The organism is Acetobacter farinalis (assembly GCF_011516935.1).
GTDB classification, from domain to species: domain Bacteria; phylum Pseudomonadota; class Alphaproteobacteria; order Acetobacterales; family Acetobacteraceae; genus Acetobacter; species Acetobacter farinalis.
This window is the reverse complement of record NZ_WOTF01000004.1, coordinates 17,417-43,699: the sequence shown is the minus strand read 5'-3', so window position 1 is coordinate 43,699 and position 26,283 is coordinate 17,417. Positions and strand designations below refer to the sequence as shown.

Sequence of the window (26,283 nt, the reverse complement as noted above, 5' to 3'; positions counted from 1 at the left end):
TGACCACCGGCGGCCTTATGCTAGGTAATGCCTCTCATAAAACTGACCTCCCCCGCCCACCGGAGTTTTCATGACCGTGCCCCAGCCAGATCGTCAGCCCGCGCGTTCCTCCGGAACGCAGGACCGGGGCCAACTGGTTCTGGCTCTCCCCAAAGGCCGGATTCTCAAAGCTGTCACGCCGCTCCTTGAGAGAGCGGGTATGGCTCCTTCCGCCGATTGTCTGGGTGATGACAGCCGCAAGCTGCGCTTTCCCACCCAGAACCCAAAGCTGGATGTTGTTCGTGTCCGCTCGTTTGATGTTGCCACTTTTGTGGCCTCCGGCGGCGCGCATATCGGAATCTGCGGCGCTGATGTGCTGATGGAATTCGACTACCCTGAAATTTACGCCCCGCTTGATCTGGGTATTGGCGGATGCAGGGTTTCAGTGGCCCAACCTGTCACCCTGCCGCACGACCCGGAAGAATGGGCGCGCTGGTCCGAAGTGCGGGTCGCCACCAAATACCCCGCCATCACCCGTCGTTTTTTTGCGGCGCGCGGCATCAACGCCAATATCGTGCACCTGCATGGCGCCATGGAACTGGCCCCGATGCTTGGCCTGTCCCGGCTGATTGTTGATCTGGTCGATACCGGCTCCACCCTGCGGGCTAACGGGCTGGGTGAGGTGGAAACCATTACCCACATCACCAGCCGTCTCATTGTAAACCGCACGGCGCTCAAAACGCGTCCGGAAGAAATCGGCGCTCTTATCAACAGCTTTCGCACTGCGCTGGAGGCAACCCCTCCGGTCACGGAAAAGGTCAAGGCAGAACAGTCTTCATGAAACGGCTTGATACACGCGACCCCGGTTTTGAGGCAGAATTCGCCTCTCTCCTCACAGCCCGTGAAGAACAGGGGCAGGAAGTTCACAAACCGGTTGCCGACATTCTTGCATCTGTGCGGCGTGATGGAGATGCTACCCTCTGCGCCCTGACAGAACGGTTTGACCGCCTTCCCCTTACCCCGGACCGGCTCGCTTTTACCGCCGATGAGATTGCCGAGGCCTGCACGCAGGTCAGCCCGGAGCTGATGGCCGCACTCGATGTTGCTGCACAGCGCATTGAGTCCTTCCACAAAGCCCAGATGCCCTCTGACATCCGCTACACGGATGATGCCGGCATGACACTGGGCATGCGCTGGATTCCGCTGGATGCCGTGGGGCTGTATGTGCCCGGGGGGAAAGCCGCTTATCCCTCTTCTGTACTGATGAACGCCATTCCGGCCCGCGCGGCCGGTGTCTCACGTCTGGCCATGTGCGTGCCAACTCCGGACGGCGTCATCAACCCGCTGGTGCTGGCCGCCGCACACCGCGCCGGTGTGACGGAAATCTACCGTGTTGGCGGCGCGCAGGCTGTGGGGGCCATGGCATTTGGCACACAGACCATTCGCCCGGTGGACCGGATTGTCGGCCCTGGTAACGCCTTTGTGGCGGAAGCCAAGCGGCAGGTATTCGGCCATGTCGGGATCGACAGTATCGCCGGACCGTCAGACGTTGTCGTGATTGCCGATTCGGCTACAGATCCACGCCTGATCGCCCTCGATCTTCTGGCGCAGGCCGAGCATGATGAACTGGCGCAGGCCACGCTCATCACCCCGGATGCCGCCTTTGCCGACAAGGTGATTGAGGCGGTCAGGACAGAACTGAACACGCTGGTCCGCACCGCCATTGCCAGCGCAAGCTGGGAGCGCAACGGCGCCGTTCTGGTTGTGCGCGATCTGGAAGAGGCCGTGGCTCTGGCCAACCGTCTGGCTCCCGAACATCTGGAACTGATGGTGGATGACCCGGAGGCGCTTTTTGCCCGCGTGCGGCACGCTGGCGCGGTTTTCCTTGGCCGCTTCTGCCCTGAGGCGGTGGGGGATTACGTGGGTGGCCCCAACCATGTCCTGCCCACCTCCCGCACGGCGCGCTTTGCTTCGGGCCTGTCTGTTTTTGACTTCATGAAGCGGACAACCTTCCTGGCCGGTGGCCCGGATGCCCTGCGGCGCATTGGCCCCGCCGGTGTGGCGCTGGCACAGGCGGAAGGGCTGGAAGCCCACGCGCTGAGCATCTCTGCCCGGCTTGATGCGCTGGCCCAAACCACGCCTGAAGCTTGACCGAACCCGCTCCCTCACCCATATCTGCACATCCAACCATAACGAGGCTTGAAAATGAACGAAGGACGCCATGTCTAAAGAAGACATGATTGAATTCAGCGGCACGGTTACCGAACTGCTGCCCAACGCGATGTTCCGGGTAAAACTCGATAACGAACACATGATTTTGGCCCACACCAGCGGCAAAATGCGCAAGAACCGTATTCGTGTTCTGGCTGGTGACCGGGTGAACGTCGAAATGACACCGTATGACCTTTCAAAAGGTCGTATTACCTTCCGCTTCAAGTAAGACGATGACAGCATCCGGGCCGGGCGGCACGGAGAGTGTGGGCCGCCCCCACTTTGTGCTGGCTTCGGCATCCCCCCGCAGGCTTGACCTTCTGCGTCAGATCGGGCTGGTGCCAGACCGCATTCTCCCTGCCGACCTTGATGAAACCCCAGCCCGGACTGAACTGCCGCGCCCCTATGTGCGCCGTATGGCCGCAGAAAAGGCGGAGCATGTTGCAGCCAGCCTGACCGAGCCCGCTCTTGTGCTCGGCGCGGATACGGTTGTGGCTCTTGGACGGCGCATCCTCCCCAAGGCGGAAAACCGTGAAACAGCGCGTGCGTGCCTGGAACAGCTTTCCGGCCGCCGCCATACCGTGCTGACAGCGCTTTCCCTCGTGCCCTCCGCTGGCTGGCCGGAAGGCCGCCGGTCTGAACGGGTGGTGGAAACAGCCGTCACATTTTCCCGCATGACCTCTCACCAGATTGAAAGCCTGCTTGATCTGGGTGACTGGCAGGGCAAGGCAGGCGGTTATGCCCTGCAGGGGCACGCCGCGGCGTTTATCCGCTTCCTTTCAGGAAGTGCGTCCGCCGTGATCGGCCTGCCACTGTTTGAAACAGCACAGCTTTTGCGTGGCCAACCGGGACACTGGCTGCCGTGAGCACCTTCCTGCGCATCGCCACCTTTCCGGGCGAATTGCGCATTGCCGTGACGCAGGACGACACCCTGCTTGATTACGCACTCTGGCGTCCTGCTGCCCCGGATGGGGTGGGAGATCTCTATCTGGGGCGTATCAGCGCACGTGCGGCCGGAATGGGCGGTGCCTTTGTGGATCTGGGCAACGGTGCCAGCGGCTTTCTGCCAGACCAGAAAGAAACCGACTCGCTACCGGAAGGTCAGGCCCTGCCGGTGCGGATCGTGCGGGCGGCACAGGGTGGCAAGGGTGTCAGACTACGGGCCGAAACCCTTTCAGAACCGCTCCCCGCCAGACCCGGCCTGATCCGCCCCGGCCCGACACCGCTGGAGCGTCTGGCTGCCAGATGGCCTGACGCCACGCTTGTGGTCGACTCTCCCGCCGCTGCGGCCCGTATTCCCCCCGCTCTCCGCCCGCGCCGCCTTCAGGAACTCCTGCCGTTCCCCGAAGAGATCACGGAGGCCTGCGCGGCTCTGGAGGAGCCTGTTGTCTCACTGCCCAGCGGCATGCAGGCCAGCATCACCCCTACCCCTGCTCTGGTTGCCATTGATATGGACGCGCCCCCGGCCCAGAGCGGCTGGCCCAAGCAGACTGCCCAGTTTGCCGCCAACCGGGATGCGCTTCCTGCCCTGATGCGCCAGATCCGCCTGCGTAACCTTTCAGGAGCCATTCTGATTGACCCCGCAGGTCTGGCCACGCGCAAACGGCAAGCACTTCTGGAGCCTGTGAAAGCCGCACTGCAGGATGACCCGCTGAAGCCGCGCTGCCTCGGCATTACCGCGCTGGGGCTGATTGAACTGGTCCGGGCGCGGATTCACCCCTCACTGCCGGAACTGCTCTCCTCCCCGCACGGGCGAGCACTGGCCGCGCTCCGCGCCTGTGCCACACGGGAGGCACAGGCAAGCGTGCTCCGGGGGGGTGTAGGGCTTATCACCGCACTGGAACAGGACCCTCAGGCTCTGGCAGACTGCGTGACACAGCGGGGCAAACCCCTGAGTCTGACGCTGGACCCCGCTTTGCCTGATTTTTTCTGGACGACACAACCATGACAAAAAGCAGCACCTGCCCAATGTGCGGCGCCCCCACTCAGGAGGCTACACGGCCGTTTTGCTCCCGCCGTTGCGCGGATATTGACCTCGGCCGCTGGTTTTCCGGGCAATACCGCGTTCCCGGCCCTCCGGCTGATGAAGAGAATGCTGAAAAACCTGAGATAAATGACGAAAGGTGACTTGATCTCCCTCCCCGGCTGAGATAAATGCTCTCTCACGCCGCACGGCTGCGGTGCCCAAGTAGCTCAGTTGGTAGAGCATGCGACTGAAAATCGCAGTGTCACTGGTTCGATCCCGGTCTTGGGCACCATTTTAGCGCAGAAAACTGCCATTTTCCTTACAATTTGGTGTAATTTGGCGTAGTCACGTTTTGTGCGTGTTTTCAGGCCTTATACACTGCCCACAGCAGCCTCCCCCCTCACGATGCTCTGCACATAGCCCGTGAGAGCCCTCAGGCTATTCGGAATCCGGCTTCTGCTGGCCAGTCGCACTCCCCTCCCCCATGGCTCATAGAATTAAAAATTTCGGCTGCCCCTCTAACGGCATACCCCCTGCCTGTGGCCATGATGCGTCCCGCCCCCATCCTTTCATCTGGCTCATTTTCTCTGCGGGCACTTATCCCCAGATTCTGCGGATAGTTGCGAGGGTAAGCTTGTGGATAAGCAGTGCAGGCTTTGTGATAAACAAGGGGCGCTCTTTAACGCTTGCAGTGATGTCTCAAAAATTATACGGATTAATTTCAGTTAACTTTTTGGAGGCATAATGATGCGTTCTCTGACCACAACCGAACAGACAGCCGTAAGCGGCGGCACCATGAGCGATGCCCAGGTGGCTGCTGCCAACAGCCTGGTGGATTTTGTTTCAAACGTCCGCACAACCCTGAATCAGGATGCTCAGACTCTGAGCTCTCAGTTCAAGGCCCTGTTCAGCGGCAATGTCACGCCCAACACAGCCATTGAAACCGCCAAGACTGATATGGCTGCTGCCCAGAAGCAGGCTGATGCCTTCGCAAACGCACTGCCGGATGTCGGGAAAAGCCTGCACATCCTCTTCGGCTGAAGTATATTTTCCATACAAACGCCTTAGTCATATTCAAATATGACTAAATGAGCATGGGCTGTATTTATTTGTACGGCCCATGCTTCATATAGAAAGCGTTTTTATTCATTTTTTATATTTATAATTCTAATTTATATATTTATAATTTGTATATTATTTAATTTTTATTTATGTTTATTTCAGATGGTCGAGAGTGTCTGGCCATCAATAATAAAATCCTTACTTACTAAGGAGTAAAAACAATGCGCGACCTCAAAAACAATGAACTCAATGCCGTAAGCGGTGGTGGCTTTTTTGGTGATTTCGGAAGTGCCCTTGGCAGCGCTATCGGCCAGACGGTCGATATGGGATACACAGCCATTAACGGCCATGCCCCGGCAATTTCCGCTGTAACGGCCAGTTCCACTCTGGGCAACGGAATCGGTCTGATTACGGATTCCATCTTTAACCCCGCCAACATCCCCGATGCCATCTCTCAGATCGGTGCAGGGATTTCCGGGATTATTGAAGCCGCAAAGGCCAACTGATCTGGTGCCTGATTTTTTGCCGAACTGAAAAATCAGAAGGGTTCGTGCTCCGCAGGGGGGACGAACCCTTTGTGCCGTGCTTCAACGGTAGATTATTGTCCTGAAGAGACTGACCAGCACGGGCTGAAGCACATATTGAATCCCCAGCAGCACCACCATGGGGCTGAAATCCACCCCCCCGAGGGATGGCAGGATACGCCGCACAGGCTCGAGAACAGGTTCCGTTACCCGGTTCAGAAAATACCCTATTTTCCAGACAATCTGGTTTCGGCTGTCCAGAACCCCGAACAGGCAGAGATTTATATAAATGCAGGATGCGATCAGAATCCAGCAGTATATCTCCAGAAGGCGCATCAACAGCGTAAAAAGACCGAACAGCAAGAATTAGTCTCCGCATCACATGCCCGAATCAGGGTCTTCTCTCCGGGCTTCAGCGCCTTACAATACAGCTTGACAGTCTATTGGTAAGCCCTCTATCCAAAATCTATAAAGGCGGGGCTGTAGCTCAGTTGGGAGAGCGCCTCGTTCGCAATGAGGAGGTCAGGGGTTCGATTCCCCTCAGTTCCACCAAACGCCTTTATAAATACCTGATTTTCATAATTAAATAATCCGAATACCCGCCTGTAAGCGTCATACGCCAGGCACCATATGCGGCTATCTCGGCAAAAAACATCCTCCTCCCCACACGCCAGCCCCAACACTACAGGGCAGGTTTCAGGCCTCCGGCTGCCCTTCTTCCGGTTTTACCCGCACCTTTTCAGGCATCCTCCCTTCAGGCAGGCAAGCCTACGTTATGCGTTCATGAACGCTTTTCCGGACTTCAGATTTATTTTGATTCCAGAATACTGTTTTCGAAATTTCCGGAGAAACCATCCTGAATCGCCACAAACAGAATACGCCAGCGCCGCAGCATTTTGACTGGATGCACAAGGTGATACAGAACACTCCGCCATGTCCGGCACAAGACCTTGATCAACAGAAACAGGACCATGTTCAGAGTGTAAACACTCCGGGATTTTCTGCTCTTCCGCTCGATAAAAACTCTGTTCCTTACGGAAAAATACGGGCGGACCGCGCCCTGTTCATACTGCAACCATGGGTGCAGGAAAGACGGCGCCTCGGTCCAGGACTGTTCGATGTCCCTCAGAATGCTTTTCTGGCACATCCAGAGAACACCGCCCTGGCGGGTTATGCGCAAGGTGTAGTCATAATCATCAAAATACAGGAAAAATCGTTCATCTGGCAGGCCGATCCGATCAACCCAGTCCCTGTGCAGCCATAATCCGCCATATGCCCCCATCTCCATCGCGCGGCAAGGCAGTCCATCTTTGTCCCAGATGGCCACAGTTTTTTTCTGAAACACGGACTGCACGGAAAATCCGAAAAATGAATTATTCTGAATGGCATTTGGTTTGTTGTTGCGAACAAGCTTGACGTATGTCCGCTTGTCCTGACGGAAACTGGCAAGGCAGCAGAGAGGAGAGCTGCCCATCAGCACCCATGTGCGCGCCAGTGCCTTCAGGGCATCAGGTTCGGGAACCGTATCGTCATCCAGCGTCCAGATATGCAGGGTTTGTCTTCTTCGCGCCGCGGCCGCAATCCCTGCTGCAAATCCACCGGCGGATCCCCCGTTTCGCGCCAGCCTGATGCAGGATGTGCGGGCCGCCCCCCACTGGTGTGTAAAGGCGTTTATTTTATCCGAAACGTCCGGGGCTGTTCCGTTATCCACCAGAACAACATGCCCGGCGCCGCATTGCAGAACCGCCTGAAGAACCTGCTCCAGAAAAACAAGGCGACTGCCATATGTTACGATAACAGCGCAGGTTCCATCCAGAATTGCCTGCTCTGTGAGGGTCTCAGACCGCATCCTGTTCGTCCCGTCAGAGGTGTTTCATCCGCTTCGGGACAGAGCGGGTGTCAGGAGACACATCTGGCATGAAAGCATGTCTGAAATGCACATGCCAGATCATCCGCATATCAGGTCAGGTGCGTTCCTTCTGCAACCCGGGAAGAGCCAGAATACTGCGCCGGAGCCGGAGCAGATCCTCCTCCGGCCTGTGGCTGGATGGACGCCAGCGCAAGGCCTCTGCGCTCAAGGGCAGGTCCGCCCGGCGGATCTCCCCCCCGCGGATCAGGGTCTTATGCCAGTGGGCGAAATTGGCCCCGCTCCCCAGCACTCCACGGCGCACAAGCGTATATCGGACAGGCCTCAGGCCCAGTGCGTCCAGAGTCCGCTGGGCTCTTGTCATCCCCGTTTCGCGCCGGGGCAAGGGAAACAACCAGACCGGCGCTCTGGTGCGCCATGCCTCCGCCAGCATGGAGGCGCTGTCCGCCGTGACAACAAACCGGCTCCCTGTTTGCAGAAGCCTGTCGAACTGGTTGTCCTCCCGCCTGAAGGGATACAGGGAGAAGCCGGAGGTTTTTGCGTGCGCCTGCAGGTAATCCCACAGGTCAGGGGGTGTCCGCGGACTTGCGATAAGATGCAGCGGCTCACCATTGGCTCTGGCCAGTTCCGTGGCAAAACGCAGCAAACGCTGTGTTTCCGTGTGCCCCATATAAAACTGGCGGGACGGCGCGCCATACAGCACAACCGTCCCCGCAGTCCGCTGCTCTTCGGGAATCACAGGAAGGGGCTGGAGCGATGCACCGTTAAGGGGCCATGCACTTTTCAGGATATTGGGCCCGGAGGGGTAATCATCCTGTGGCAGAGAAATAATCAGGTCCAGATCTGTTATGGGGACATGGCTGGGCCGACCTATCTGCACCACAAGAGGGCGCACGGCACAGGAAGCCCGCAACGCCTGGGCCGCCCGCACGGCGTTGCCAAAAGACAGGATAAGACGCAGGCCGCTGGTGTCAGGCCAGCGCGCCGGAGCCGTAAAATCCGGGTTGAGCGGCACATTTCTGAAAGGAAGCCCCAGAGCTTCCGCCACTCTCTCGCACTGCGCGCGCTCTCCAACTCTTCCCGTGTCCAGAATCCAGACCGGTTCGGATGAAAAAAAACTGCTCAGGTCACACTCTCCCGCTTCCGCGTTATGGACCCGGCATTTTCCTCAGGCTCCGGGTTTGCCCTCAAACATCCTGTTACGGTTCATAACAAGATAGGGGATGAGGCGTGTCAGAAAAATAGCAAGCTCGCTTAAAAGAGTCGCAACGCCAGCGCCCGTCATCCCCCACGCAGTCGCCAGCACGTACAGCAGCGGCAGGGAAAAGCACATCGTCACCACCCGGCCAATCAGAATCTGATGTGCCTTGTTGAGAGAAACCAGCAGGGGCTCCAGCGGGACATCCCATAAATCCAGAATAGCCGTCACCGTCATGAGCAGCAGCAGGGTGCGTGTGCCTGTCCACGGAACAGTCAGCAACACATGCAGCAACCACGGCCCCACAACAGTCGCGACAACCAGCACAACGGCGGAAAAAAGTGCCAGTGCCTGCAGGATACGGTTTGTCACCTGCCGGATGGAAGTCCAGTCCCGCTTGTCGCGCAGGGCAACAAGTTCCGGATACAGAGCCGGTGTCAGCATTTGCGCGGGCCGGGCCATGCCATCTGAAATCTGCCAGGTCACGTTATAGATGGCGGCACTTTCCGGCCCCAGCACAGCCCCCACAACCAGCACCGTAAGGCGGGAACCAAGACGCCCCAGAGCCTGATCCAGACTGGTGGAAAACGTGAACCGCCAGATACCCCTGATCTGGCTGAGCCATGGCACATTGAGCAGCCGGAAACCGCGCAGCTTGTCTGTCCGCGCCATGACCCAGAACGCCAGGCCATAATCCAGCACAAACGCCACGACTGTCGCACCGTACCAAAGCACCAGAAAATCCCGCAGTGTCCAGCTCAGAAAAAACCCGGCGATACACCCCGCGAATTTGACAACAGAGCTGGCCGTATCCGCCAGAACCGCGAGTTCATACCGGTTGGCCAGCCTCAGAACCCCCATGGCGCACCCGGTGTTCATGAACAGGATGACGGACATATACCATAGCGGGATATGCCCGTACGCCACGGCCCACCCCGAAAGATGCCCAAGCCACACGCTTGAAAACAGGGCGACCGCCAGCCCTAGCACGGCCCCTGCGGCATCCAGCGCGATGCAGTGGCGCAGGAGTGTATGAAACGGCTTTTTTTCAGCGGCTTTATAGAGAGACGTGCCGTATTGCAGCAGCGGCTGCCATGCCTGAAAGCGGGTTGCCACCGCGCAGGAGAGCACGAAGGAACTCATCAGCAGCAGGATGCCGTACTCTTCAAGCCCCAGCGTGCGCACGGCCAGAGCCGTGCTGCCCAGCGCGAGCACGGCCATGGCCCCCCTGCCGCTCAGCAGATAGCCTGTGTTGCGGAACACACGCCCGAACAACGCCTTGATCTGACTATTCATCAGCCCTCATGCTTCTCTCTTTCTGCCTGAAATGGGCTGGACATCCCTGCAGGAAAGACCCGGCCATGCGTTTGCGCAGCGCACCATGCCGGAGTGTGTTTAGAAGCCCTCTGGCCGAAATAGCAAATCCCTTCCACCCGAAAAGCCGCAGTTCCACCCTGAACGCCGGGAACGGCCCATGCAGCATGGTCGAGAGACGCACTCATCACAGTCCCGTGAAAAGCATGAAAAACGTCTCACTTTAACGCCTGCAGGGTTGCACTGCCTGAACTTTTGCTCACACTCGAAAGACACGGCCTGTGTCCTTTCGTGCATGTGTTGCCCGAACAGGAGGCCGTATGTCACCTGACCTGTTTACGGAGAGTTCCCATGGCCTGGACCACACCGAAAATCACCGAAATCCCGCTCGGCGCTGAAATCAACAGCTACGTTTGCGGCCAGAAGAAATAAAAGTTTTCGCCGCCGGATGTGAGCAGAACAGGCTCGCTCTGGCGGCGTTTTTTTTCTAAAAGCCTTGTATGCTTGATCTTCTTGTACTCGGCGCAGCCGCCGGCGGCGGCTTTCCCCAGTGGAACTCCAACGCACCCGGCTGCCAACGCGCCCGCGCCGGAGACCCTGACGCCCCGGCCCGCACGCAGGCGTCCCTCGCAGTAAGCGGGGATGGTGAGCACTGGTTTATCCTCAATGCCTCGCCTGATCTGCGCACGCAGATCAACCAGACTCCGGCCCTCCACCCCAGAGAAGGGCTGCGCTCCACGCCCATTTCCGGTGTTGTGCTGACAAGTGGCGAAATTGACGCCATTATCGGGCTGCTGACCATGCGGGAACGGCAGGCCTACGGGCTTTACGCCACAGCCCCGGTTCTGGCCCAGCTTGATGCCAATCCGATTTTTGATGCACTGGACCGCACCCTTGTGCCCCGCCATACCATGATGCTGGACCAGCCCTTCTCGCTCATGCCCGGCGGGCTGCGCATCACCCCCTTTTCTGTGCCCGGCAAAGTGCCGCTTTATGCGGAGCGCGGAGAAAACCCGGCCGAGATCATGACGAATGGTGAAACCATCGGTCTGGACATCACGGATGGCCAGCACCGTGCGCTCTTCATTCCCGGCTGCGCCATGATGACGGACGCTCTGCGTGAGCGGATAAACGGGGCTGATGTCGTGTTTTTCGATGGCACCCTCTGGACTGATGATGAAATGGTCCGGGCCGGGCTTGGGGCCAAGACAGGCCGCCGCATGGGGCACATGTCCATTGCGGATGAACCGGATGGCACCATTGCTGCCTTCCTCACGCTGGATGTGCGCCGCAAGGTGCTGATTCACATCAATAACTCCAATCCCATCCTGTTGGCGGACACGCCGGAACGCAGGCAGGCTGAAGCCGCAGGCTGGGACGTCGCCTTTGATGGCATGAGGATAACATTATGACAGACCGGCTGCTTTCCCCCGAAGATCTGGAAGCTGCCTTACGGGCTATTGGTGCGGAGCGGTATCACAACCTGCACCCCTTCCACCGCGCCCTGCATGATGGAAAGCTCAGCAAGGGGCAGGTGCAGGCCTGGGCCCTGAACCGCTATTATTATCAGGCCAGCATTCCCGCCAAGGATGCCACCCTTCTGGCCCGCCTGCCCACTGCGGAACTGCGGCGCGAATGGCGGCGGCGGCTGATTGACCATGATGGCACGGAACCCGGCACAGGCGGTGTGGCCCGCTGGCTGAAACTGACCGATGGTCTGGGGCTGGACCGGAGCTATGTGGAATCTCTGGAAGGCCTGCTGCCCGGAACCCGCTTTGCTGTGGAAGCCTATGTGCATTTCGTGCGGGAACGCTCGATTCTGGAAGCCATCGCCTCCTCCCTCACCGAGCTGTTTTCTCCCACCATTATCAGTGAACGTGTCTCCGGCATGTTGCGGAACTATGCGTTTGTGACGGAAGAAACGCTGGCCTATTTCGCACCGCGCCTGACACAAGCCCCGCAGGATTCCGCCTTCGCGCTGGGCTATGTGAAAGAGCATGCCCGCACGGTAGAGCAGCAGCAGGCCGTTCTTGGCGCGCTGAAATTCAAATGCAATGTCCTGTGGTCCATGCTGGATGCTCTGGATTACGCTTACGTCACCCCGGCCCGTATCCCGCCCGGCGCTTTCCGCCCGGCAGACCATACGGCAGGAAACGCTGCGTGATGGCCAGCGCAACCGCACCTGCCACGGCCTCGGGCTCGGGCTCGGAACCCGCTACGGAAGCCTCCGTGCCCCGCTTTGCCCGCGGCACCCGCCTGCAATATGACCGCATACGGGAGCAATGGTTTGTGCAGGCACCGGAACGGGCCTTTCTGGCGGATGCGACTGCCGCAGAAATCCTGCAACTGGTGAATGGAAAACGCTCTCTGGAGCAAATCATTACACAGCTTTCAGAGCACTTCTCCGCCCCGCGTGATGTGATTGCACAGGATGTTCTGCGCATGGCGCAGGAGCTGGCAGACAGGCAGGTTCTGCTGCTGGCATGACCAAAGCCCCACCCCCGATGAGCCTGCTGGCGGAGCTGACGCACCGGTGCCCGCTTCAGTGCCCCTACTGCTCCAACCCGCTCCGGCTGGACCCGCGCGCGGGAGAACTGGACACGGCAACATGGAAACGCGTGCTGGATGAAGCGGCGGCCATGGGGGTGTTGCAGGTTCATTTTTCCGGGGGCGAGCCCATGGCGCGGCCTGATCTGGCTGATCTGGTCGCACATGCTGTCTCTCTGGGGCTCTATACCAACCTGATTACCTCCGGTGTCCTGCTGAACCGGGAGACTCTGGGCGCGCTCTCTGAAGCCGGGCTGGACCATATCCAGCTCTCCTTTCAGGATGCGGATGCCAGCGAGGGCGAGCGGATTGGCGGAATGGCCGGGGCTCAGGCCAAAAAGCTGGAAGCCGCACGCCTGATTGTCGAGGAGGGTCTTCCTCTGACCCTCAATTTTGTCATTCATCGGCAGAATGCCGAGCGCGTTCCCGCCATGCTGGATCTGGCCGGGCAGCTTGGCGCACGGCGGGTCGAAATTGCACACACCCAGTATTATGGCTGGGGCCTGCTGAACCGGGATGCCCTGCTGCCGGACCGGGCACAGCTTGAAGCCACGGAAGCAGCCGTGGCCGCCGCCCGGGCGCATTTCGGCACCCGGATGGCCATAGATTTCGTCACACCGGATTATTATGCGGAACGCCCGAAACCCTGCATGGGGGGCTGGGGGCAGCGCTTCCTCAACATCTCGCCCTCAGGCAAGGTGCTGCCATGCCATGCGGCGGAAAGCATTCCGGGGCTGACCTTCCCTTCCGTGAAGGAAGAAGCCCTTGAGTCCATCTGGCAGGACTCCCCCCTGTTCAGACTGTATCGCGGCACAGACTGGATGCCCGAACCATGCCAGAGCTGCGCCTTCAAGGAAGACGACTGGGGAGGCTGCCGCTGTCAGGCTCTGGCGCTGGCCGGACAGGCCGACGCCACAGACCCGGTCTGCCATCGCGCCCCGGCCCATGACCGGATTATACAGGCTCTTGCGAAAAGACCCGCCACACCTCCGGCGTTCCGTTATCGGCGTTATCATAACGCAGAATAACCGGTATGACTGAGGGCATTCTCATCCCTCGCAAGAGAGTGCTCATGCGCAAACACGGTTTTTTCGGGCTGCTGGCCACAGGGTGTCTGACTGCATTTTCCCCTGCGCAGGCGGAGCCGCCTCAGCCTGAAGACGTGGAAGTTCATGCCACACGCCCCGTGACAGTGCAGACCTATCAAGCCGTGGCGCGGGTATTCCGGCGCTTCAATGCCCTGCCGGAGCAGGACCGGGCCAACCTCTCCCTTCATGTTCTGGGCAGACTTCAGCCGGGTGATGCCCCGCTGAAAGCCTCCGGCCTGCATCTGCAAACCCGGAACGGCCCCATTCCCCTGTTTAATGCTGAGAATGACGAACTGACGGTACCGCTGACAGAGGCGCTATGGGCAGAAAACCCGCCCTTGCAGGCAAACCTGAAAGCCGATGCGTTCATCAGCTTTACATTCCAGATTGCCGTCAGCCCGCCGCACCCTGGTACCTTTACCGATGCCGAAGCCCGGCACTGGCTGCGCCAGCTCAATAACTGCATGGAAGATGTGGTGGGGTTTGTGGTGGCTTTCCTGCTGCCTGATGCACACCGGCTGATTGTCTCCGTTGCACCACACAGCAGGCTGGAGGCGGTTCAGAACAACCAGACACAGCTTCTGCTTGATAACGCGAGCGATACCCCGCAGAGCTTCATGTTCCGGCCGCAGGATTACCCGCGCGATACGGTGTTCCGCAGCACCCGGCCTTTCAGCCGGATTCTGGTGAAAATTCCGCTTGATCCACACGCCAAGATGAAACGGAAATCCTGAAACATTCCGTTTCGTCCTGACGGTTTCCTGCCTCTGGTCTAACGCCGGTTTGCGCGCACCAGACCAGACACAAACTGCCACCCACGGCCGACATCCCGGATCACACGGGCAATAGCCGGAGCCGTTGTGGGGCGCAGCAGGCGATGGTCATAGCCCGCAAAGCGCCGCTCATCCTCTTCCAGACACAGGTCCATGAACTCAGGCAGGTTCAACTCGATGTTGGCGATGTCTTTTGCGCCGGTCACCGTGAAGTTGTTGTCCTGTGTGTGGACCTGACCCTTGTCATCCACAGAGGTTGCAAGGCTCATGCGTTCGTAAGCCAGGAAGGCCCAGACAGCCCACACCTTCGCTTCAAAGAACGGGCGGCGCCACCAGGGCATGACGGCGCGATACCAGGCCAGCCAGTTGGCAAACAGCAGAATATGGCGGCATTCTTCCTGCATGACCGGCTCGAATGTCTCGATCAGTTCCGGCGGAAAAAAGCCGGAGCGCTGGGCCAGTTCAAACAGACCGAAGGCAAAGAAGCTGTCCACGCACTCGGAAAAACCGGTGACAAGATAAGCCCATTCGACATCTTTTGGTTCAATATACGGCGGCTCGGGCGCCATTTTGATGTCATAGGCTTCAACCAGCCGGGACAGAACTTCCTTGTGCCGGTTTTCTTCCCACGCATTCCGGGAGATGGCGTCCTTGATATCCGCATCCGTAACCAGACGGGCATAAGCCGCCATCCGCAGGCGGGCCTTGCCTTCGGTCTGCACGGCAATATCCCAGATCGGCAGGGACGTGATGCGGTGCAGCGTTTCCGGGTCCAGCTTCGGCCAATCGATCACGGATGGACGGTACGGATTGAACGTTTCACGGAACATGGCCGCAATGGCCTGCTTGTGCTCGGCAGACCCCGGCTTCAGCGGCCCTTTATGGGGGCTGACCCAGTGGCGGGCCTTGTAATCCGCCTCAACAACAGCCTGCGCGTCAGGCGGGGGTGGCAGATCATCAATGCTGTCAGGCAGGCGGGAGTAAATATCACTCAGAGAACCCATGGGAGGACCCTGCTTACTGGGGGTGATACGCCTCCCCGCACTGCAACCGCAGGCAGGTGACGCATGACCCGGGAGAACAAACTGACTTCTTCCCCCGGCATGGGGAAAGAAGCGCGGTTTTTTCCGTTTAGTGAATATCGGAAAGCTTCGAAATGATCTTTGTCACAAGACCATAATCAATTGCTTCTTTGGCGGACATCCAGTGGTTTCTGTCCGTATCCTTGACGATTTTCTCGTAAGGCTGGCCCGTTTCATGAGCAAAAAGGCGGTTCAGGCGCTCGCGCATCTTGATGATTTCACGCGCTTCGATGTCGATATCGGTTGCCGGACCACGCACACCACCCATCGGCTGATGCAGCAGGAAGCGGGTGTTGGGCAGGCAGAAACGGCGGTCTTTCCGCCCGGCGGCAAAAATCAGGGCACCGGCGGATGCAACCCAGCCTGTGCCGATCATGTTGACCGGAGCAACCGAATCGACAAAGCGGATCATGTCATGAATGGTGTCACCACTTTCAACATGGCCGCCGGGTGAATTCACATAGATATCAATCGGCTTGTCCGACTCTCCGGCCAGCGCCAGCAGACGGGCCGTGACATCGCGCGCAATCTTGTCATTGATCCCGCCGAAAATCAGCACCTTGCGCTGCTTGAACAGCTTGCTTTCCAGCTCCCCTTCAGGGGCTGCCGGGGTTTTGCCTTCTTCTTTTTCGGGTGCGTCCGATGAATCCGGATCTTCATCATCCATCCTGATACGATCGCAGGGGGAAATGCCCGTCATGCCAGTCTCCGCACGTTCTGTTTCTCTGTTCATGTCTCTTATCCTGCTCTGCCTGCGCGCCCGTGCCAAGGGGCAATCATGCAGTGATGATCGCCTATCTCGCCACAACGCCCCGAAGCGGCTAGAGTGCCTGCTGTTTTCACCCCGCCAGCGGAGCAACCGTCACGTCATGCAGCAAGCGTGCCCAGAACAGGACCGGCCTTTCCGGCACCGTGTTCACATGGCTTTCCACCAGACCCGCGCTTTCCGTCAGACCCACCCGTTTCGTTCAGGGCTGCTGGTCGCTACAGGCATGCTCTGCCTGACAGGATGCAGCCACAAGGACCCCGTAGACCGCACGCTGGAATGGATGCAGCATATGCGTGGCGGGGTGATTGCCTCACAGCGCCCGCCGCCGCCGGGAATTTATGACCCCTACCCGCATGTGGGGCTGACCCCCACCAAGGCACCGGACCTGCCCTCTCCTCAGGCGCGGACCATGATCACGCAGCAGCTGATCCGTGACCGTAACCTGATGTATCGCACCGTTGCCGCCAATGGCAGCCTGACGCCGGCCTTCCCGCCGCCGCCCGCCAGCGCCGCCCCGGCAGCCGCCAAGGCCCCCGCCAAGGCCGGGGGCACGGCATCCGCAGGCAGCACCACCGCTCCACAGCCGCCCTCTCTCCCTGAAGGCGCGGCTGGCGCCATTATGGACGCGGCGGAAGCACCGCCGCAGACGCCTGAGGCTGCCTCACCGCCAGCGGGAAAGCCCAACGCACCTGCGCTGCCCGATGCAAAGTCTCCCGGTGCCGGCCTGCTTGCCGGTGCAGGCAAAAAAGCGGCTCCTTCTGCTGAAGAGGCGGAAGCCGCCATGCCGGAAGTGGGTCTGCCGGAGGTGAAATCCACCGCGCAGGCATCTCCCACACCCGCAAGCGCCATGCCGCAAATTCCCAACGGCCCGCCGGCCCCGCCCTCTTTCCCCGGGTTTGACATCCCCTCCGACGCCACCGTGCCGGATATGGTCCACCCGAATTATGATCTGTCCGACGCCAAAGGCACGGCCATTCACTGCGTGCCGCAGTCTGACATGATCTCCTCCGGGCAGGATGACACGTTTGCAAAGCTGGTCGCCAAGACACCGCACGGGCCTTTCTACGTGCGGGGCTTTGGTTCCGCGGTGTCACTCAGCGCGCAGGATCAGGCCGATGCCGTGCAGCTGGGGCTGCTCCGCGCCCAGAGCATTGCCAAAAAACTTATCAGCCTGAATGTCCCTGCCTCGGCCATTCATATCCGGGGTGATGCCTTTGGCATGGGGGCCAGGGTCGCCACAACGCCATAACCCCCACCCCATTCCACCCGGAACCCGAAGGATAAGCTGCCCTGTAGCGGCAGATTATCCCGGCGGGGCAGTTGCCTGTTCCGTTTCTGTCATTACTATGTTTATCCCCCGCAATCGTGCGGGGCCTGACCCCTTTCCCATCAAGGGCATTTGAAGTCCATGACCGACGAATTCCATCGCATCCGCCGCCTGCCGCCCTATGTCTTTGCCTCTGTCAATCAGGCCAAGGCGGCAGCCCGAGCGCGGGGCGAGGATATTATTGATCTGGGCATGGGCAATCCGGATAGCCCCACCCCGCCGCATATCGTGCAGAAGCTGATTGAAAGCGTGCAGAACCCGCGGGCGCACGGCTATTCCGTCAGCAAGGGTATTCCCGGCCTGCGCCGGGCTCTGGCAGGCTATTACGAGCGGCGCTTCAACGTGAAGCTGGACCCTGAGCGCGAGGTGATTGCCACCCTTGGCTCCAAGGAAGGTCTGGCCAATCTGGCGGCTGCCATTACCAGCCCAGGGGACACCATTCTGGTACCAAACCCCTCCTACCCCATTCACCAGTTCGGCTTCATTATTGCCGGGGCTTCTGTCCGCTCCATTCCCGCCACGCCGGATGATACCATGCTGCGGGCGCTGGAACGCGCGGTGCGCCACTCCGTGCCCAAGCCCACGGCGCTGATTGTCAATTTCCCGTCCAACCCGACGGCCTATCTGGCTGATCTGGATTTCTACAAGGAACTGGTGGCCTTTGCCCGCCGGGAGGAAATTTTCATCCTCTCCGATCTGGCCTATGCGGAAATCTATTTTGGAGACCTCGTCCCGCCCTCCATTCTGGCCGTGCCGGGTGCGAAGGATATTGCGGTTGAGTTCACCTCCCTCTCCAAAACCTACTGCATGGCAGGCTGGCGCATGGGCTTTGCGGCGGGGAATGAACGGCTGATTGCCGCGCTCACCCGCATCAAATCCTATCTGGACTACGGGGCGTTCACCCCCATTCAGGTGGCTGCCGTGGCCGCGCTGAACGGCCCGCAGGATTGCGTGGCCGATATCCGCGCGCTGTATAAGGAGCGCCGGGATGTGCTCATCCGCGGGCTGCATGCCGGTGGGTGGGATGTCCCCTCTCCGGAAGGCTCCATGTTCGCATGGGCCCCTATTCCTGAACCGTTCCGTGACATGGGCAGTGTGGACTTCTCCAAGCTCCTGCTGAAAGAAGCCGGCGTGGCCGTGGCCCCCGGCCTCGGGTTCGGGGAGCATGGGGAAGGCTATGTGCGGATCGGGCTGGTGGAAAACACCCAGCGCCTGCGCCAGGCCACCCGCGCCATTCGCGGTTTTCTTTCTGCCCACGGCGTAAAAGCGCCTCCTTCTTCCGCCAGCAAGCCGGAGTCTGTTGAATCGTGACGTCCCCTCTTTCCGCCACTCCCCTTCGTCTTGGTATTGCCGGCCTCGGTACTGTGGGGGCGGGTGTTCTCCGCCTGCTGGCCACCAATGCCGATCTGGTCACGGCCCGTGCGGGCCGCCCCCTGAAAGTCACGGCTGTCAGCGCGCGGGACCGCACGCGGGACCGTGGTGTCGATCTCTCCGGCATCCGCTGGTATGACAACGCCCCCGATCTGGTCTCGGACCCGGATGTGGATGTGGTTGTAGAGCTGATCGGCGGGTCCGAAGGGCAGGCCCGCGCCGTTGTGGAAAGCGCGCTTGCCGCGGGCAAACCGGTTGTGACCGCCAACAAGGCCCTGCTGGCCATCCATGGCCCGGCACTGGCGCGCCTCAGCGCTGAAAAATCCGCCCCCCTGCTGTTTGAGGCCGCTGTGGCCGGAGGCATTCCGGCCATCAAGATGGTGCGTGAAGGTCTGGCGGCGGACCGCCTCCTGCGGATTGGCGGCATTCTGAACGGCACCTGCAACTATATCCTCACCGTCATGCGGGAAACGGGGAAGGATTTCGGCATTGTTCTGGCCGATGCCCAGAAGCTGGGCTATGCGGAATCCGATCCCTCAACGGATATTGACGGGCTGGACGCCGCCCACAAGCTGGCCATTCTGGCTGGTCTGGCCTTCGGGCAGCCGGTTGCGTTTGACTCGCTCCATGTGGAAGGCATTCGCCGCATTGGCGCGCTGGACCTCGGCTTTGCCCGTACGCTGGGGTATCGCATCAAGCTGCTGGGAATGGCGCGGATGGGAGAAGCCGGGCTTGAAGCCCGCGTAACCCCCTGCCTCGTACCGGAAAATGCTCCCATCGCGCAGGTGGACGGCGTGTTTAACGCCGTGGTGGCCGAAGGCGCTTTTGCTGGCCGCCTGATGATCGAGGGGCGCGGGGCCGGGGCTGGCCCCACAGCCAGCGCGGTTGCGGCTGACCTGATTGATATTGCCCGCGGCCATACCATTCCTGTCTGGGGCGTGCAGGCCACAGATACGCCACCTTTGCAGGCCAATCCGGTTTCTGCCGGCACCGGCGCATTCTACCTGCGCCTGCTGGTGGAAGACCGCCCCGGTGTGATTGCGGATATTACGGCTGTGCTGCGTGACTGTGGCGTGTCTCTGCGCAGCATGCTGCAGCACACCCCGGAGCAGAATGATGCAGACCCTTACGTGCCGCTGGTACTGGTGACACACCAGACATCCGAGGCAGCCATGCAGGATGCCGTAACGCGCATTGACGGACTTGATGTGGTGACGGACACCCCGGTGATGATCCGGATTGAAACGGACTGAGCGCCATCCGAAGCCCAGCCCGGATTTTAAACCAGGTCCTAAAACAGAGAGGATTATCTCTATTATGTCTGACGCGAATGAGCCGATTCCGAGTTTTGTGGTCTCTGACCGCAATCTGGCCCTTGAACTGGTCCGTGTAACAGAAGCGGCGGCTCTGGCCTCCGCCCACTGGACGGGACGCGGCAAGAAAAACGAAGCTGACGGCGCTGCGGTTGAAGCCATGCGCACGGCTTTTGATACCGTAGCCATTGATGGCACCGTTGTGATCGGCGAAGGCGAGATGGACGAAGCGCCGATGCTGTATATCGGTGAAAAGGTCGGCTCCGGCGGACCTGCCATGGATATCGCGGTGGACCCTCTGGAAGGCACAAACCTGTGCGCCAAGGACATGCCCAACGCCATTACGGTTGTGGCTCTGGCTGAAAAAGGCAACTTCCTGCACGCGCCCGATGTCTACATGGACAAGATTGTAGTGGGCGCGGGCCTGCCGGACGGCGTGGTGGATCTTGACTCCTCCATTGAGACCAACCTGCGCAATCTGGCCAAGGCCAAGAAAAAAGCCGTGCGGGATCTGGTGCTGTGCACGTTGGACCGTGAACGGCATGAAGAGCTGATTGCCAAAACGCGCGAAGCAGGAGCACGTGTGCGCCTGCTGACCGATGGGGATGTGGCCGGGGCCATTGCCGCCTGTCTGGACACCAGCCAGGTTGATATTTACGCAGGTTCAGGTGGCGCACCGGAAGGTGTTCTGGCCGCGGCGGCTGTCCGCTGCGTGAACGGACAGATGCAGTGCCGCCTGCTGTTTGAAGATGACGCCCAGCGCGAACGCGCCCAGAAAATGAACCCCGGCAAAAACCCGGACCGCAAGCTCGGGCTGCTTGATCTGGCGGCTGGCCACGTGCTGTTCTCCGCAACCGGCGTGACCTCTGGCACACTGCTGAAGGGCATTCACCAATATCCGAACCATGCGGTCACGCATTCTCTGGTCATGCGCTCCAAGTCTGGCACGGTGCGGTTCATTGAAGGCTACCATAACTTCAACACCAAAACCTGGACGCCGCAATAACGCGCGCATCAGCCGGAATGCACGCTGTTTTGCCTGAAACACAAGAGACCCTGCTCCCCATGCCAGAGGCCCGCGCGGCCCTTGGTGTGGAAAGCAGCCTGACAGGCCGCCGGTGGGTGTGGCGGGACGGGGCCGAAAACCCTGCCCTGCTGCGCGTGGGCGCGGCCATCGCCCAGCGGGCGGGCCTGCCGGACGTTGTCGGGCGGCTTCTGGCGCTGCGCGGCATTCCGGTGGAGCAGGCCTCCCATTTTCTCGCCCCCAAACTCCGCGCCCTGCTTCCTGACCCCTCCTGCCTGCAGGATATGGACAAGGCCGCCGCCCGTATGGCGCAGGCCGTGCAGCAGGGTGAGACAATCGGAGTTTTTGGGGATTATGACGTGGATGGCGCCTGCGCATCCGCCATCCTGGCCTCATTTTTTGAAGACCTCGGCTGCACTGTTCACACGCATATTCCAGACCGCATGACGGAAGGCTACGGCCCGAACGTGCCCGCCCTGAAAGGGCTGGTGGCGCAGGGGGCTTCTTTGCTGATCTGTGTGGACTGCGGCACGGCGGCGGGCAGCGTTCTGGGGGAACTGGCGGGCCAGGCCGATCTGATTGTTCTGGACCACCATAAATCAGAAGACGCCCTGCCCCCCATTCTGGCCACGGTGAACCCGAACCGGCCGGACTGTACCTCCGGGCTTGGGCATATCTGCGCCGCAGCTCTGGCGTTTCTGGCTGCTGTGGCAACCAGCCGGGATTTGCGCCGCAATGGCGCGTTTCATGACACCCGGCCCGCGCCGGACCTGATGCGCCAGCTTGATCTGGTCGCCCTTGCCACGGTGTGTGATGTCATGCCGCTGCAGGGGCTGAACCGCGCCTTTGTGACGCAGGGTCTGAAAATCATGGGCCGCCGCGAGCGCACGGGGCTTTCAGCGCTGATGGATATTGCCGGGGTCACCAAGGCACCGGATGCGTTTACCTGCGGGTTTGCGCTCGGGCCGCGCATCAACGCCGGGGGGCGCATTGCGGAAGCCGGGCTGGGCCTGACCCTGCTGCGGAGCACGGACGCGCATGACGCCCGCACCATGGCTGAGCGTCTGGACGCCGTAAACCGCCGCAGGCAGGGGGTGGAGGCGGAAATTCTGGACCGCGCCATGGCGCAGGCGGCTGAACAGCGGGAGGCTGGCCACCCGGTTATCCTGCTAGCCGGGAAAGACTGGCATCCGGGTGTGGTCGGTATTGTCGCGGGACGGATCAAGGAACAGTTCAACCGCCCCGCACTGGTGGGCGCAGAGCTGGAAGACGGCTCGGTTAAAGGATCGGGCCGCTCTGTGCCGGGGCTGGATCTGGGCACGGTGATTATTGCAGCCCGTCAGGCCGGAGTGCTGAGCACCGGCGGCGGACATGCCATGGCGGCGGGTTTTTCCCTGCCTGCGGACAACATTCCCCGCTTTCATGCCTTTCTGGATGCGCGTCTGGCACAGGCCGCCGTTCTGCCTGATACGGTGGATGTTGTGCTGGATATTGCCCTGTCTGTCTCAGGGGCCACGGTCGAACTTGCGGAAAATCTGGCCATGCTGGCCCCGTTTGGCGCAGGCAATGCGGAACCGCTGATTGCCGTTTCCAACGCCCAGATTATCCGCTCAGACCGGATTGGCCGGGATGGCAACACACTCCGCCTGCTGCTGAAGGGGCAGGATGGCGGCCGCCTGAAAGCCCTATTGTTCCGCGCGAATGACAACCCTCTGGCCATCGCGCTGGAAGACAGCACACGCCCCCCGCTCCATCTGGCGGGCTATCTGCGCTCGGAAACATGGAACGGGCGCACGGACGCCACCTTCTTCATTCAGGATGCCGCCCACGCCTGAGGGGCCGCCCCTTTCAGGGCGTGATCCTGATTTTCCGAGATTTGGTTTTCCGGGAGCCGGTTTTCTAGGAGCTCGTTCTCGGGTTGCTATTTTTGCGTCTGGTATTTTTCAGTCAGGCACCAGTTCAGGTGCGTGCGCACAGCAGGCCACTCGACCGCCGTCACGCTGTAAACGCAGGTGTCCCGCACGGTGCCATTGGCCAGACGCCGGTGACTGCGCAAAATGCCGTCCAGCTTTGCGCCCAGCCGCTCAATAGCCCTGCGGCTGCGCTGGTTGAGAAAATGCGTGCGAAATTCCACAGCCAGACAGTCCAGCGTTTCAAACGCACATGACAGCAGCAGCATTTTGGCTTCGGTGTTAAGCGCCGTTCTCTGCACACTGGCCGCATACCATGTGGAACCAATTTCCACGCGCGGGCCTGTGTGATCAATGCTCATGAACGCCGTCATGCCCACAATACGACGCTCCGGCAGGCTGAGCACCGTGTAAGGCAGCATGCTCCCGCTTTTCTGTAAGTCCAGACGGCGCGTGATCTCGTCCCGCATCTCATCAGGCCGGGGTACAGCCGTATACCAGAGCTTCCACGGCTCTCCATCCTGCACAGCCTCCCTCAGTCCCTCTTCATGGCTGAGGGAGAGGGGCACAAGCTGCACATGCTGGCCAGTCAGGCAGAGCGGGGCTTCAGGAAAAGAGTGTCTTTCCGTCATCAGGTTTCAAGAGGGGTTAGCCCTCCTGAGCGGCTCCGCGACGGGCTTCAATTTCTTTCTTCATTGCGGCCTGCACTTTTTCAAACGCCCGCACTTCAATCTGCCGGACACGCTCGCGGGAAATCCCGTAATGATGTGCCAGATCTTCCAGTGTGGACGGTTCATCCGTCAGACGCCGTTCCGTAAAGATATGCCGCTCACGCTCATTCAGCGTGCTCATGGCGTTCGCAAGCAGAGCCTTGCGGCCGGACAGTTCCTCGCTTTCAGCGTAGGTTTCTTCCTGATTGATGTGATCATCCACCAACCGGTCCTGCCACTCGCTGTCCTGATCAGCCCGCATGGGGGCATTCAGGCTGTGGTCTGGTGCCGCCATGCGGCGGTTCATGCTCACCACATCCTGCTCGGACACACCGAGCGTGGTGGCAATCTTGTTCACCTGCTCCGGCTGAAGATCACCATCATCAATCGCCTGCATCTGCCCTTTCAGGCGGCGGAGATTAAAGAACAGCTTCTTCTGCGCGGCGGTAGTCCCCATCTTCACCAGAGACCAGCTATGCAGAATGTATTCCTGAATGGCGGCACGAATCCACCACATGGCGTAGGTGGCCAGACGGAAGCCCTTGTCCGGATCAAACCGGCGCACGGCCTGCATCATGCCGATATTGCCTTCACTGATCAGTTCATTAACCGGCAGACCATAGCCCCGGTAGCCCATGGCGATTTTGGCAACCAGCCGCAGGTGGGACGTCACTAGTGTGTGTGCGGCCTTTACATCCCCCTTGTCCTTCCACAAATGGGAAAGGCGGAGTTCTTCTTCCGGTGTGAGAATGGGGTATTTACGGATATCCTGAAGGTATCTTGAAAGATTGTTTTCAGGACCAACATTAATGACAGATGCGACCATTGACTGAGCACTCCTCTTAGCTGGAAAGCTCCCTGCAAGGCTTCAGGTTCCCTGGAAATCTGAAGCGCCCTGCACAGACTAGGCGAGTTTCCGACTAATAAGCGGATAAGATGTTTCTATCCTCTTCCTTCGCCCCCCGAATGAGCAGCACGAGGGAAGAGACATCCATGTCAGGCACCTTGGTCAGGGGCCTGATAAGGACGATGACGGTGCGCCGGAATCACTTTCCTGTCAAGAAAACCTCATAAATCCGCAGTCTGCTCAATGGATAGTGCGATAGCCCTGCCAAAACGCCCGGCAGACTCGCACTCAAACAGAAAGGCCCGGCACGGTCCCCCTGACGCACGGGGAATGGAAGAGTTCCCCTCCGGCGTGACAAAAAAATGCCCCGCTCATACCCGGCGCCCCACAACGCGTGGCCTTGCCTTCAGAGCACCACGGCCTTTTCAGGATCAAGGCCCAAGGCCTCTCCCAGAGCCAGCATATCTTCCGGCATCGGGGCTTCAAACAGCATCTGCTCCCCTGTGCGCGGGTGTGTGAACCCGAGGCGGGCGGCATGGAGCGCCTGCCGAGGGAAATCCAGAGCCGCCGCCCGTGCTGAGGCGGAAAGCCCCTTGGCTGCGGCGGGAATACGCCGCAGATAAACCGGGTCCCCCACCAGAGGGTGCCCGTTGGCTGAGAAATGCACACGGATCTGGTGCGTCCGGCCCGTGGCCAGACGGCACTGCACGAGAGCCGCCCCCATATCAAACGCCTGAAGGATACGGTAGCGGGTGAGTGCCCATTTGCCCCCATGGGTGACAATGGCCATGCGCTTGCGGTCCCGCTTGTCCCGCCCGATATCCCCTTCATACTCACCTTCGCCCGGCTGCGGGCAGCCCCAGCAGAAGGCCAGATAGGCGCGATCTATGCGCCGGGCCGCAAAATCCGCCGAGAGCGCCAGATGCGCCTGCTCCGTCTTGGCCACCACCATCAGGCCGGACGTATCCTTGTCCAGCCGGTGCACAATGCCGGGCCGCCGCTCGCCCCCAATGCCTTTCAGGCTCTCCCCGCAATGGGCAATCAGGCCATTGACCAGTGTTCCGGTCTCATTCCCCGGTGCGGGATGGACCACAAGACCTGCGGGCTTGTTGAGAACAATCAGGTCCGCATCTTCATACAATACATCAAACGCCACACGCTCCCCCTCCGGCACGGCGGGCGTGGCGGCGGGAATGCGCAGGGTGTAGATCTGCCCTGCCTTTACGGTATCGGCTGGTTCCAGAACCGGCACACCGCCGCAGGTCAGATGGCCTTCTTCAATCAGCGCCTTGACGCGCGAACGGGAAAGAGTGCCGGACTGCGCGGAAACAAACCGGTCCACCCGGTCTCCCCCATGCTCCTCTGCCGCCGTGAAATGCAGGGACACACCATCGGTGCTCC

The 26,283-nt window shown here is 60.1% G+C and carries 28 protein-coding genes and 2 tRNA genes; 21 read left to right on the top strand and 9 right to left on the bottom strand.

The features are described from left to right. Nucleotides 1-70: 70 nt before the first annotated feature. From hisG to GOB82_RS06270, 9 genes are all read left to right on the top strand, one after another. Nucleotides 71-820 carry an ATP phosphoribosyltransferase gene (hisG, locus tag GOB82_RS06310; RefSeq protein ID WP_166121210.1) on the top strand — a complete coding sequence of 250 codons (750 nt, stop codon included), beginning with the start codon at nt 71-73 and terminating at the stop codon, nt 818-820. Further along, complete coding sequence (gene hisD, locus GOB82_RS06305) at nt 817-2,130, top strand: histidinol dehydrogenase (RefSeq protein WP_166121208.1); 1,314 nt, start codon at nt 817-819, stop codon at nt 2,128-2,130. Before hisG ends, hisD begins: the two co-directional genes overlap by 4 nt. 70 nt (nt 2,131-2,200) lie before the next feature. Beyond that, complete coding sequence (gene infA / locus GOB82_RS06300; protein WP_003622234.1) at nt 2,201-2,419, top strand: translation initiation factor IF-1; 219 nt, start codon at nt 2,201-2,203, stop codon at nt 2,417-2,419. 4 nt (nt 2,420-2,423) lie between these two features. Then, nucleotides 2,424-3,056 carry a Maf family protein gene (locus tag GOB82_RS06295; RefSeq protein ID WP_166121205.1) on the top strand — a complete coding sequence of 211 codons (633 nt, stop codon included), beginning with the start codon at nt 2,424-2,426 and terminating at the stop codon, nt 3,054-3,056. Next, nucleotides 3,053-4,138 (top strand): ribonuclease E/G, encoded by a 1,086-nt coding sequence (locus GOB82_RS06290; RefSeq protein ID WP_166121202.1) that lies wholly within the window; start codon nt 3,053-3,055, stop codon nt 4,136-4,138. Before GOB82_RS06295 ends, GOB82_RS06290 begins: the two co-directional genes overlap by 4 nt. Then, nucleotides 4,135-4,317, top strand: a complete 183-nt coding sequence (locus tag GOB82_RS06285; protein WP_166121199.1) for a DNA gyrase inhibitor YacG — start codon at nt 4,135-4,137, stop codon at nt 4,315-4,317. Before GOB82_RS06290 ends, GOB82_RS06285 begins: the two co-directional genes overlap by 4 nt. Before the next feature lie 55 nt (nt 4,318-4,372). Further along, nucleotides 4,373-4,448: transfer RNA gene (locus GOB82_RS06280), tRNA-Phe, on the top strand. Between the two features lie 452 nt (nt 4,449-4,900). Continuing rightward, the gene (locus tag GOB82_RS06275; RefSeq protein ID WP_166121196.1) at nt 4,901-5,197 is read left to right on the top strand and encodes a hypothetical protein; all 297 of its coding nucleotides are present in this window, start codon (nt 4,901-4,903) and stop codon (nt 5,195-5,197) included. 242 nt (nt 5,198-5,439) lie between these two features. Next, nucleotides 5,440-5,724, top strand: a complete 285-nt coding sequence (locus GOB82_RS06270) for a hypothetical protein (RefSeq protein ID WP_166121193.1) — start codon at nt 5,440-5,442, stop codon at nt 5,722-5,724. A gap of 81 nt (nt 5,725-5,805) precedes the next feature. Here GOB82_RS06270 and GOB82_RS06265 read toward each other — a convergent pair whose 3' ends face one another. Continuing rightward, complete coding sequence (locus GOB82_RS06265) at nt 5,806-6,105, bottom strand: YggT family protein (RefSeq protein WP_242007235.1); 300 nt, start codon at nt 6,103-6,105, stop codon at nt 5,806-5,808. 113 nt (nt 6,106-6,218) lie between these two features. Between GOB82_RS06265 and GOB82_RS06260 the strand changes: the two genes are divergently transcribed. Beyond that, nucleotides 6,219-6,294 (top strand) — tRNA-Ala (locus GOB82_RS06260). Nucleotides 6,295-6,550: 256 nt separating this feature from the next. On the opposite strand, the gene GOB82_RS06255 is transcribed toward GOB82_RS06260, so the two are convergent. The 3 genes from GOB82_RS06255 to GOB82_RS06245 all read right to left on the bottom strand — a co-directional run bounded on the left by GOB82_RS06255 (nt 6,551) and on the right by GOB82_RS06245 (nt 10,103). Further along, nucleotides 6,551-7,591, bottom strand: a complete 1,041-nt coding sequence (locus GOB82_RS06255; protein ID WP_166121191.1) for a glycosyltransferase — start codon at nt 7,589-7,591, stop codon at nt 6,551-6,553. A 115-nt stretch (nt 7,592-7,706) separates the two neighbouring features. Further along, complete coding sequence (locus GOB82_RS06250) at nt 7,707-8,699, bottom strand: ELM1/GtrOC1 family putative glycosyltransferase (protein ID WP_276510321.1); 993 nt, start codon at nt 8,697-8,699, stop codon at nt 7,707-7,709. A 78-nt stretch (nt 8,700-8,777) separates the two neighbouring features. After that, nucleotides 8,778-10,103: a lipopolysaccharide biosynthesis protein gene (locus tag GOB82_RS06245; RefSeq protein ID WP_242007234.1), complete on the bottom strand. Its 1,326-nt coding sequence runs from the start codon at nt 10,101-10,103 to the stop codon at nt 8,778-8,780. A gap of 369 nt (nt 10,104-10,472) precedes the next feature. Between GOB82_RS06245 and pqqA the strand changes: the two genes are divergently transcribed. From pqqA to GOB82_RS06215, 6 genes are all read left to right on the top strand, one after another. After that, on the top strand, nt 10,473-10,553 hold the full coding sequence (gene pqqA, locus GOB82_RS06240; protein WP_043550231.1) for a pyrroloquinoline quinone precursor peptide PqqA: 81 nt from the start codon (nt 10,473-10,475) through the stop codon (nt 10,551-10,553). A 68-nt stretch (nt 10,554-10,621) separates the two neighbouring features. Further along, nucleotides 10,622-11,533 (top strand): pyrroloquinoline quinone biosynthesis protein PqqB, encoded by a 912-nt coding sequence (pqqB, locus tag GOB82_RS06235; protein ID WP_166121188.1) that lies wholly within the window; start codon nt 10,622-10,624, stop codon nt 11,531-11,533. Then, entirely contained in the window at nt 11,530-12,285 is a 756-nt protein-coding gene (pqqC, locus tag GOB82_RS06230) for a pyrroloquinoline-quinone synthase PqqC (protein WP_166121185.1), read from the top strand. The genes pqqB and pqqC overlap by 4 nt, the downstream gene beginning before the upstream one ends. Beyond that, nucleotides 12,285-12,608 (top strand): pyrroloquinoline quinone biosynthesis peptide chaperone PqqD, encoded by a 324-nt coding sequence (pqqD, locus tag GOB82_RS06225; RefSeq protein ID WP_166121183.1) that lies wholly within the window; start codon nt 12,285-12,287, stop codon nt 12,606-12,608. Before pqqC ends, pqqD begins: the two co-directional genes overlap by 1 nt. Beyond that, nucleotides 12,605-13,696: a pyrroloquinoline quinone biosynthesis protein PqqE gene (gene pqqE / locus GOB82_RS06220; RefSeq protein WP_166121180.1), complete on the top strand. Its 1,092-nt coding sequence runs from the start codon at nt 12,605-12,607 to the stop codon at nt 13,694-13,696. Before pqqD ends, pqqE begins: the two co-directional genes overlap by 4 nt. Before the next feature lie 44 nt (nt 13,697-13,740). Further along, complete coding sequence (locus tag GOB82_RS06215; RefSeq protein ID WP_166121177.1) at nt 13,741-14,490, top strand: DUF2987 domain-containing protein; 750 nt, start codon at nt 13,741-13,743, stop codon at nt 14,488-14,490. A 38-nt stretch (nt 14,491-14,528) separates the two neighbouring features. Here the strand turns inward: GOB82_RS06215 and GOB82_RS06210 are convergent, their stop codons facing one another. Next, entirely contained in the window at nt 14,529-15,533 is a 1,005-nt protein-coding gene (locus GOB82_RS06210) for a ferritin-like domain-containing protein (protein ID WP_166121175.1), read from the bottom strand. A 127-nt stretch (nt 15,534-15,660) separates the two neighbouring features. After that, entirely contained in the window at nt 15,661-16,344 is a 684-nt protein-coding gene (locus GOB82_RS06205) for an ATP-dependent Clp protease proteolytic subunit (RefSeq protein ID WP_194300398.1), read from the bottom strand. 187 nt (nt 16,345-16,531) lie between these two features. On the opposite strand from GOB82_RS06205, the gene GOB82_RS06200 reads away from it, so the two are divergent. From GOB82_RS06200 to recJ, 5 genes are all read left to right on the top strand, one after another. Beyond that, nucleotides 16,532-17,629, top strand: a complete 1,098-nt coding sequence (locus GOB82_RS06200; RefSeq protein WP_242007233.1) for an OmpA family protein — start codon at nt 16,532-16,534, stop codon at nt 17,627-17,629. A 159-nt stretch (nt 17,630-17,788) separates the two neighbouring features. After that, entirely contained in the window at nt 17,789-19,018 is a 1,230-nt protein-coding gene (locus GOB82_RS06195) for an LL-diaminopimelate aminotransferase (protein ID WP_166121172.1), read from the top strand. Then, nucleotides 19,015-20,331, top strand: coding sequence for a homoserine dehydrogenase (locus GOB82_RS06190; protein ID WP_166121168.1), 1,317 nt, complete (start codon nt 19,015-19,017; stop codon nt 20,329-20,331). Before GOB82_RS06195 ends, GOB82_RS06190 begins: the two co-directional genes overlap by 4 nt. 64 nt (nt 20,332-20,395) lie before the next feature. Beyond that, the gene (glpX, locus tag GOB82_RS06185) at nt 20,396-21,397 is read left to right on the top strand and encodes a class II fructose-bisphosphatase (RefSeq protein ID WP_166121164.1); all 1,002 of its coding nucleotides are present in this window, start codon (nt 20,396-20,398) and stop codon (nt 21,395-21,397) included. Between the two features lie 59 nt (nt 21,398-21,456). Then, nucleotides 21,457-23,250 carry a single-stranded-DNA-specific exonuclease RecJ gene (recJ, locus tag GOB82_RS06180; protein ID WP_242007243.1) on the top strand — a complete coding sequence of 598 codons (1,794 nt, stop codon included), beginning with the start codon at nt 21,457-21,459 and terminating at the stop codon, nt 23,248-23,250. An 86-nt stretch (nt 23,251-23,336) separates the two neighbouring features. Here recJ and GOB82_RS06175 read toward each other — a convergent pair whose 3' ends face one another. The 3 genes from GOB82_RS06175 to GOB82_RS06165 form a co-directional block, all read right to left on the bottom strand. Beyond that, complete coding sequence (locus GOB82_RS06175; protein ID WP_166121158.1) at nt 23,337-23,957, bottom strand: GNAT family N-acetyltransferase; 621 nt, start codon at nt 23,955-23,957, stop codon at nt 23,337-23,339. A 16-nt stretch (nt 23,958-23,973) separates the two neighbouring features. Continuing rightward, nucleotides 23,974-24,861: an RNA polymerase sigma factor RpoH gene (rpoH, locus tag GOB82_RS06170; RefSeq protein ID WP_166121155.1), complete on the bottom strand. Its 888-nt coding sequence runs from the start codon at nt 24,859-24,861 to the stop codon at nt 23,974-23,976. Nucleotides 24,862-25,288: 427 nt separating this feature from the next. Then, nucleotides 25,289-26,269 (bottom strand): RluA family pseudouridine synthase, encoded by a 981-nt coding sequence (locus GOB82_RS06165; RefSeq protein ID WP_265794440.1) that lies wholly within the window; start codon nt 26,267-26,269, stop codon nt 25,289-25,291. Nucleotides 26,270-26,283: the final 14 nt, after the last annotated feature.

Bases quoted from the DNA above. Each gene is read 5' to 3' on its own strand.
- hisG (WP_166121210.1), top strand. From the start codon at position 71: ATGACCGTGCCCCAGCCAGATCGTCAGCCCGCGCGTTCCTCCGGAACG.
- hisD (WP_166121208.1), top strand. From the start codon at position 817: ATGAAACGGCTTGATACACGCGACCCCGGTTTTGAGGCAGAATTCGCC.
- infA (WP_003622234.1), top strand. From the start codon at position 2,201: ATGTCTAAAGAAGACATGATTGAATTCAGCGGCACGGTTACCGAACTG.
- GOB82_RS06295 (WP_166121205.1), top strand. From the start codon at position 2,424: ATGACAGCATCCGGGCCGGGCGGCACGGAGAGTGTGGGCCGCCCCCAC.
- GOB82_RS06285 (WP_166121199.1), top strand. From the start codon at position 4,135: ATGACAAAAAGCAGCACCTGCCCAATGTGCGGCGCCCCCACTCAGGAG.
- GOB82_RS06275 (WP_166121196.1), top strand. From the start codon at position 4,901: ATGATGCGTTCTCTGACCACAACCGAACAGACAGCCGTAAGCGGCGGC.
- GOB82_RS06270 (WP_166121193.1), top strand. From the start codon at position 5,440: ATGCGCGACCTCAAAAACAATGAACTCAATGCCGTAAGCGGTGGTGGC.
- GOB82_RS06255 (WP_166121191.1), bottom strand. From the start codon at position 7,591: ATGCGGTCTGAGACCCTCACAGAGCAGGCAATTCTGGATGGAACCTGC.
- GOB82_RS06245 (WP_242007234.1), bottom strand. From the start codon at position 10,103: ATGAATAGTCAGATCAAGGCGTTGTTCGGGCGTGTGTTCCGCAACACA.
- pqqA (WP_043550231.1), top strand. From the start codon at position 10,473: ATGGCCTGGACCACACCGAAAATCACCGAAATCCCGCTCGGCGCTGAA.
- pqqB (WP_166121188.1), top strand. From the start codon at position 10,622: ATGCTTGATCTTCTTGTACTCGGCGCAGCCGCCGGCGGCGGCTTTCCC.
- pqqC (WP_166121185.1), top strand. From the start codon at position 11,530: ATGACAGACCGGCTGCTTTCCCCCGAAGATCTGGAAGCTGCCTTACGG.
- pqqD (WP_166121183.1), top strand. From the start codon at position 12,285: ATGGCCAGCGCAACCGCACCTGCCACGGCCTCGGGCTCGGGCTCGGAA.
- pqqE (WP_166121180.1), top strand. From the start codon at position 12,605: ATGACCAAAGCCCCACCCCCGATGAGCCTGCTGGCGGAGCTGACGCAC.
- GOB82_RS06215 (WP_166121177.1), top strand. From the start codon at position 13,741: ATGCGCAAACACGGTTTTTTCGGGCTGCTGGCCACAGGGTGTCTGACT.
- GOB82_RS06210 (WP_166121175.1), bottom strand. From the start codon at position 15,533: ATGGGTTCTCTGAGTGATATTTACTCCCGCCTGCCTGACAGCATTGAT.
- GOB82_RS06205 (WP_194300398.1), bottom strand. From the start codon at position 16,344: ATGAACAGAGAAACAGAACGTGCGGAGACTGGCATGACGGGCATTTCC.
- GOB82_RS06200 (WP_242007233.1), top strand. From the start codon at position 16,532: ATGGCTTTCCACCAGACCCGCGCTTTCCGTCAGACCCACCCGTTTCGT.
- GOB82_RS06195 (WP_166121172.1), top strand. From the start codon at position 17,789: ATGACCGACGAATTCCATCGCATCCGCCGCCTGCCGCCCTATGTCTTT.
- glpX (WP_166121164.1), top strand. From the start codon at position 20,396: ATGTCTGACGCGAATGAGCCGATTCCGAGTTTTGTGGTCTCTGACCGC.
- recJ (WP_242007243.1), top strand. From the start codon at position 21,457: ATGCCAGAGGCCCGCGCGGCCCTTGGTGTGGAAAGCAGCCTGACAGGC.
- GOB82_RS06175 (WP_166121158.1), bottom strand. From the start codon at position 23,957: ATGACGGAAAGACACTCTTTTCCTGAAGCCCCGCTCTGCCTGACTGGC.
- rpoH (WP_166121155.1), bottom strand. From the start codon at position 24,861: ATGGTCGCATCTGTCATTAATGTTGGTCCTGAAAACAATCTTTCAAGA.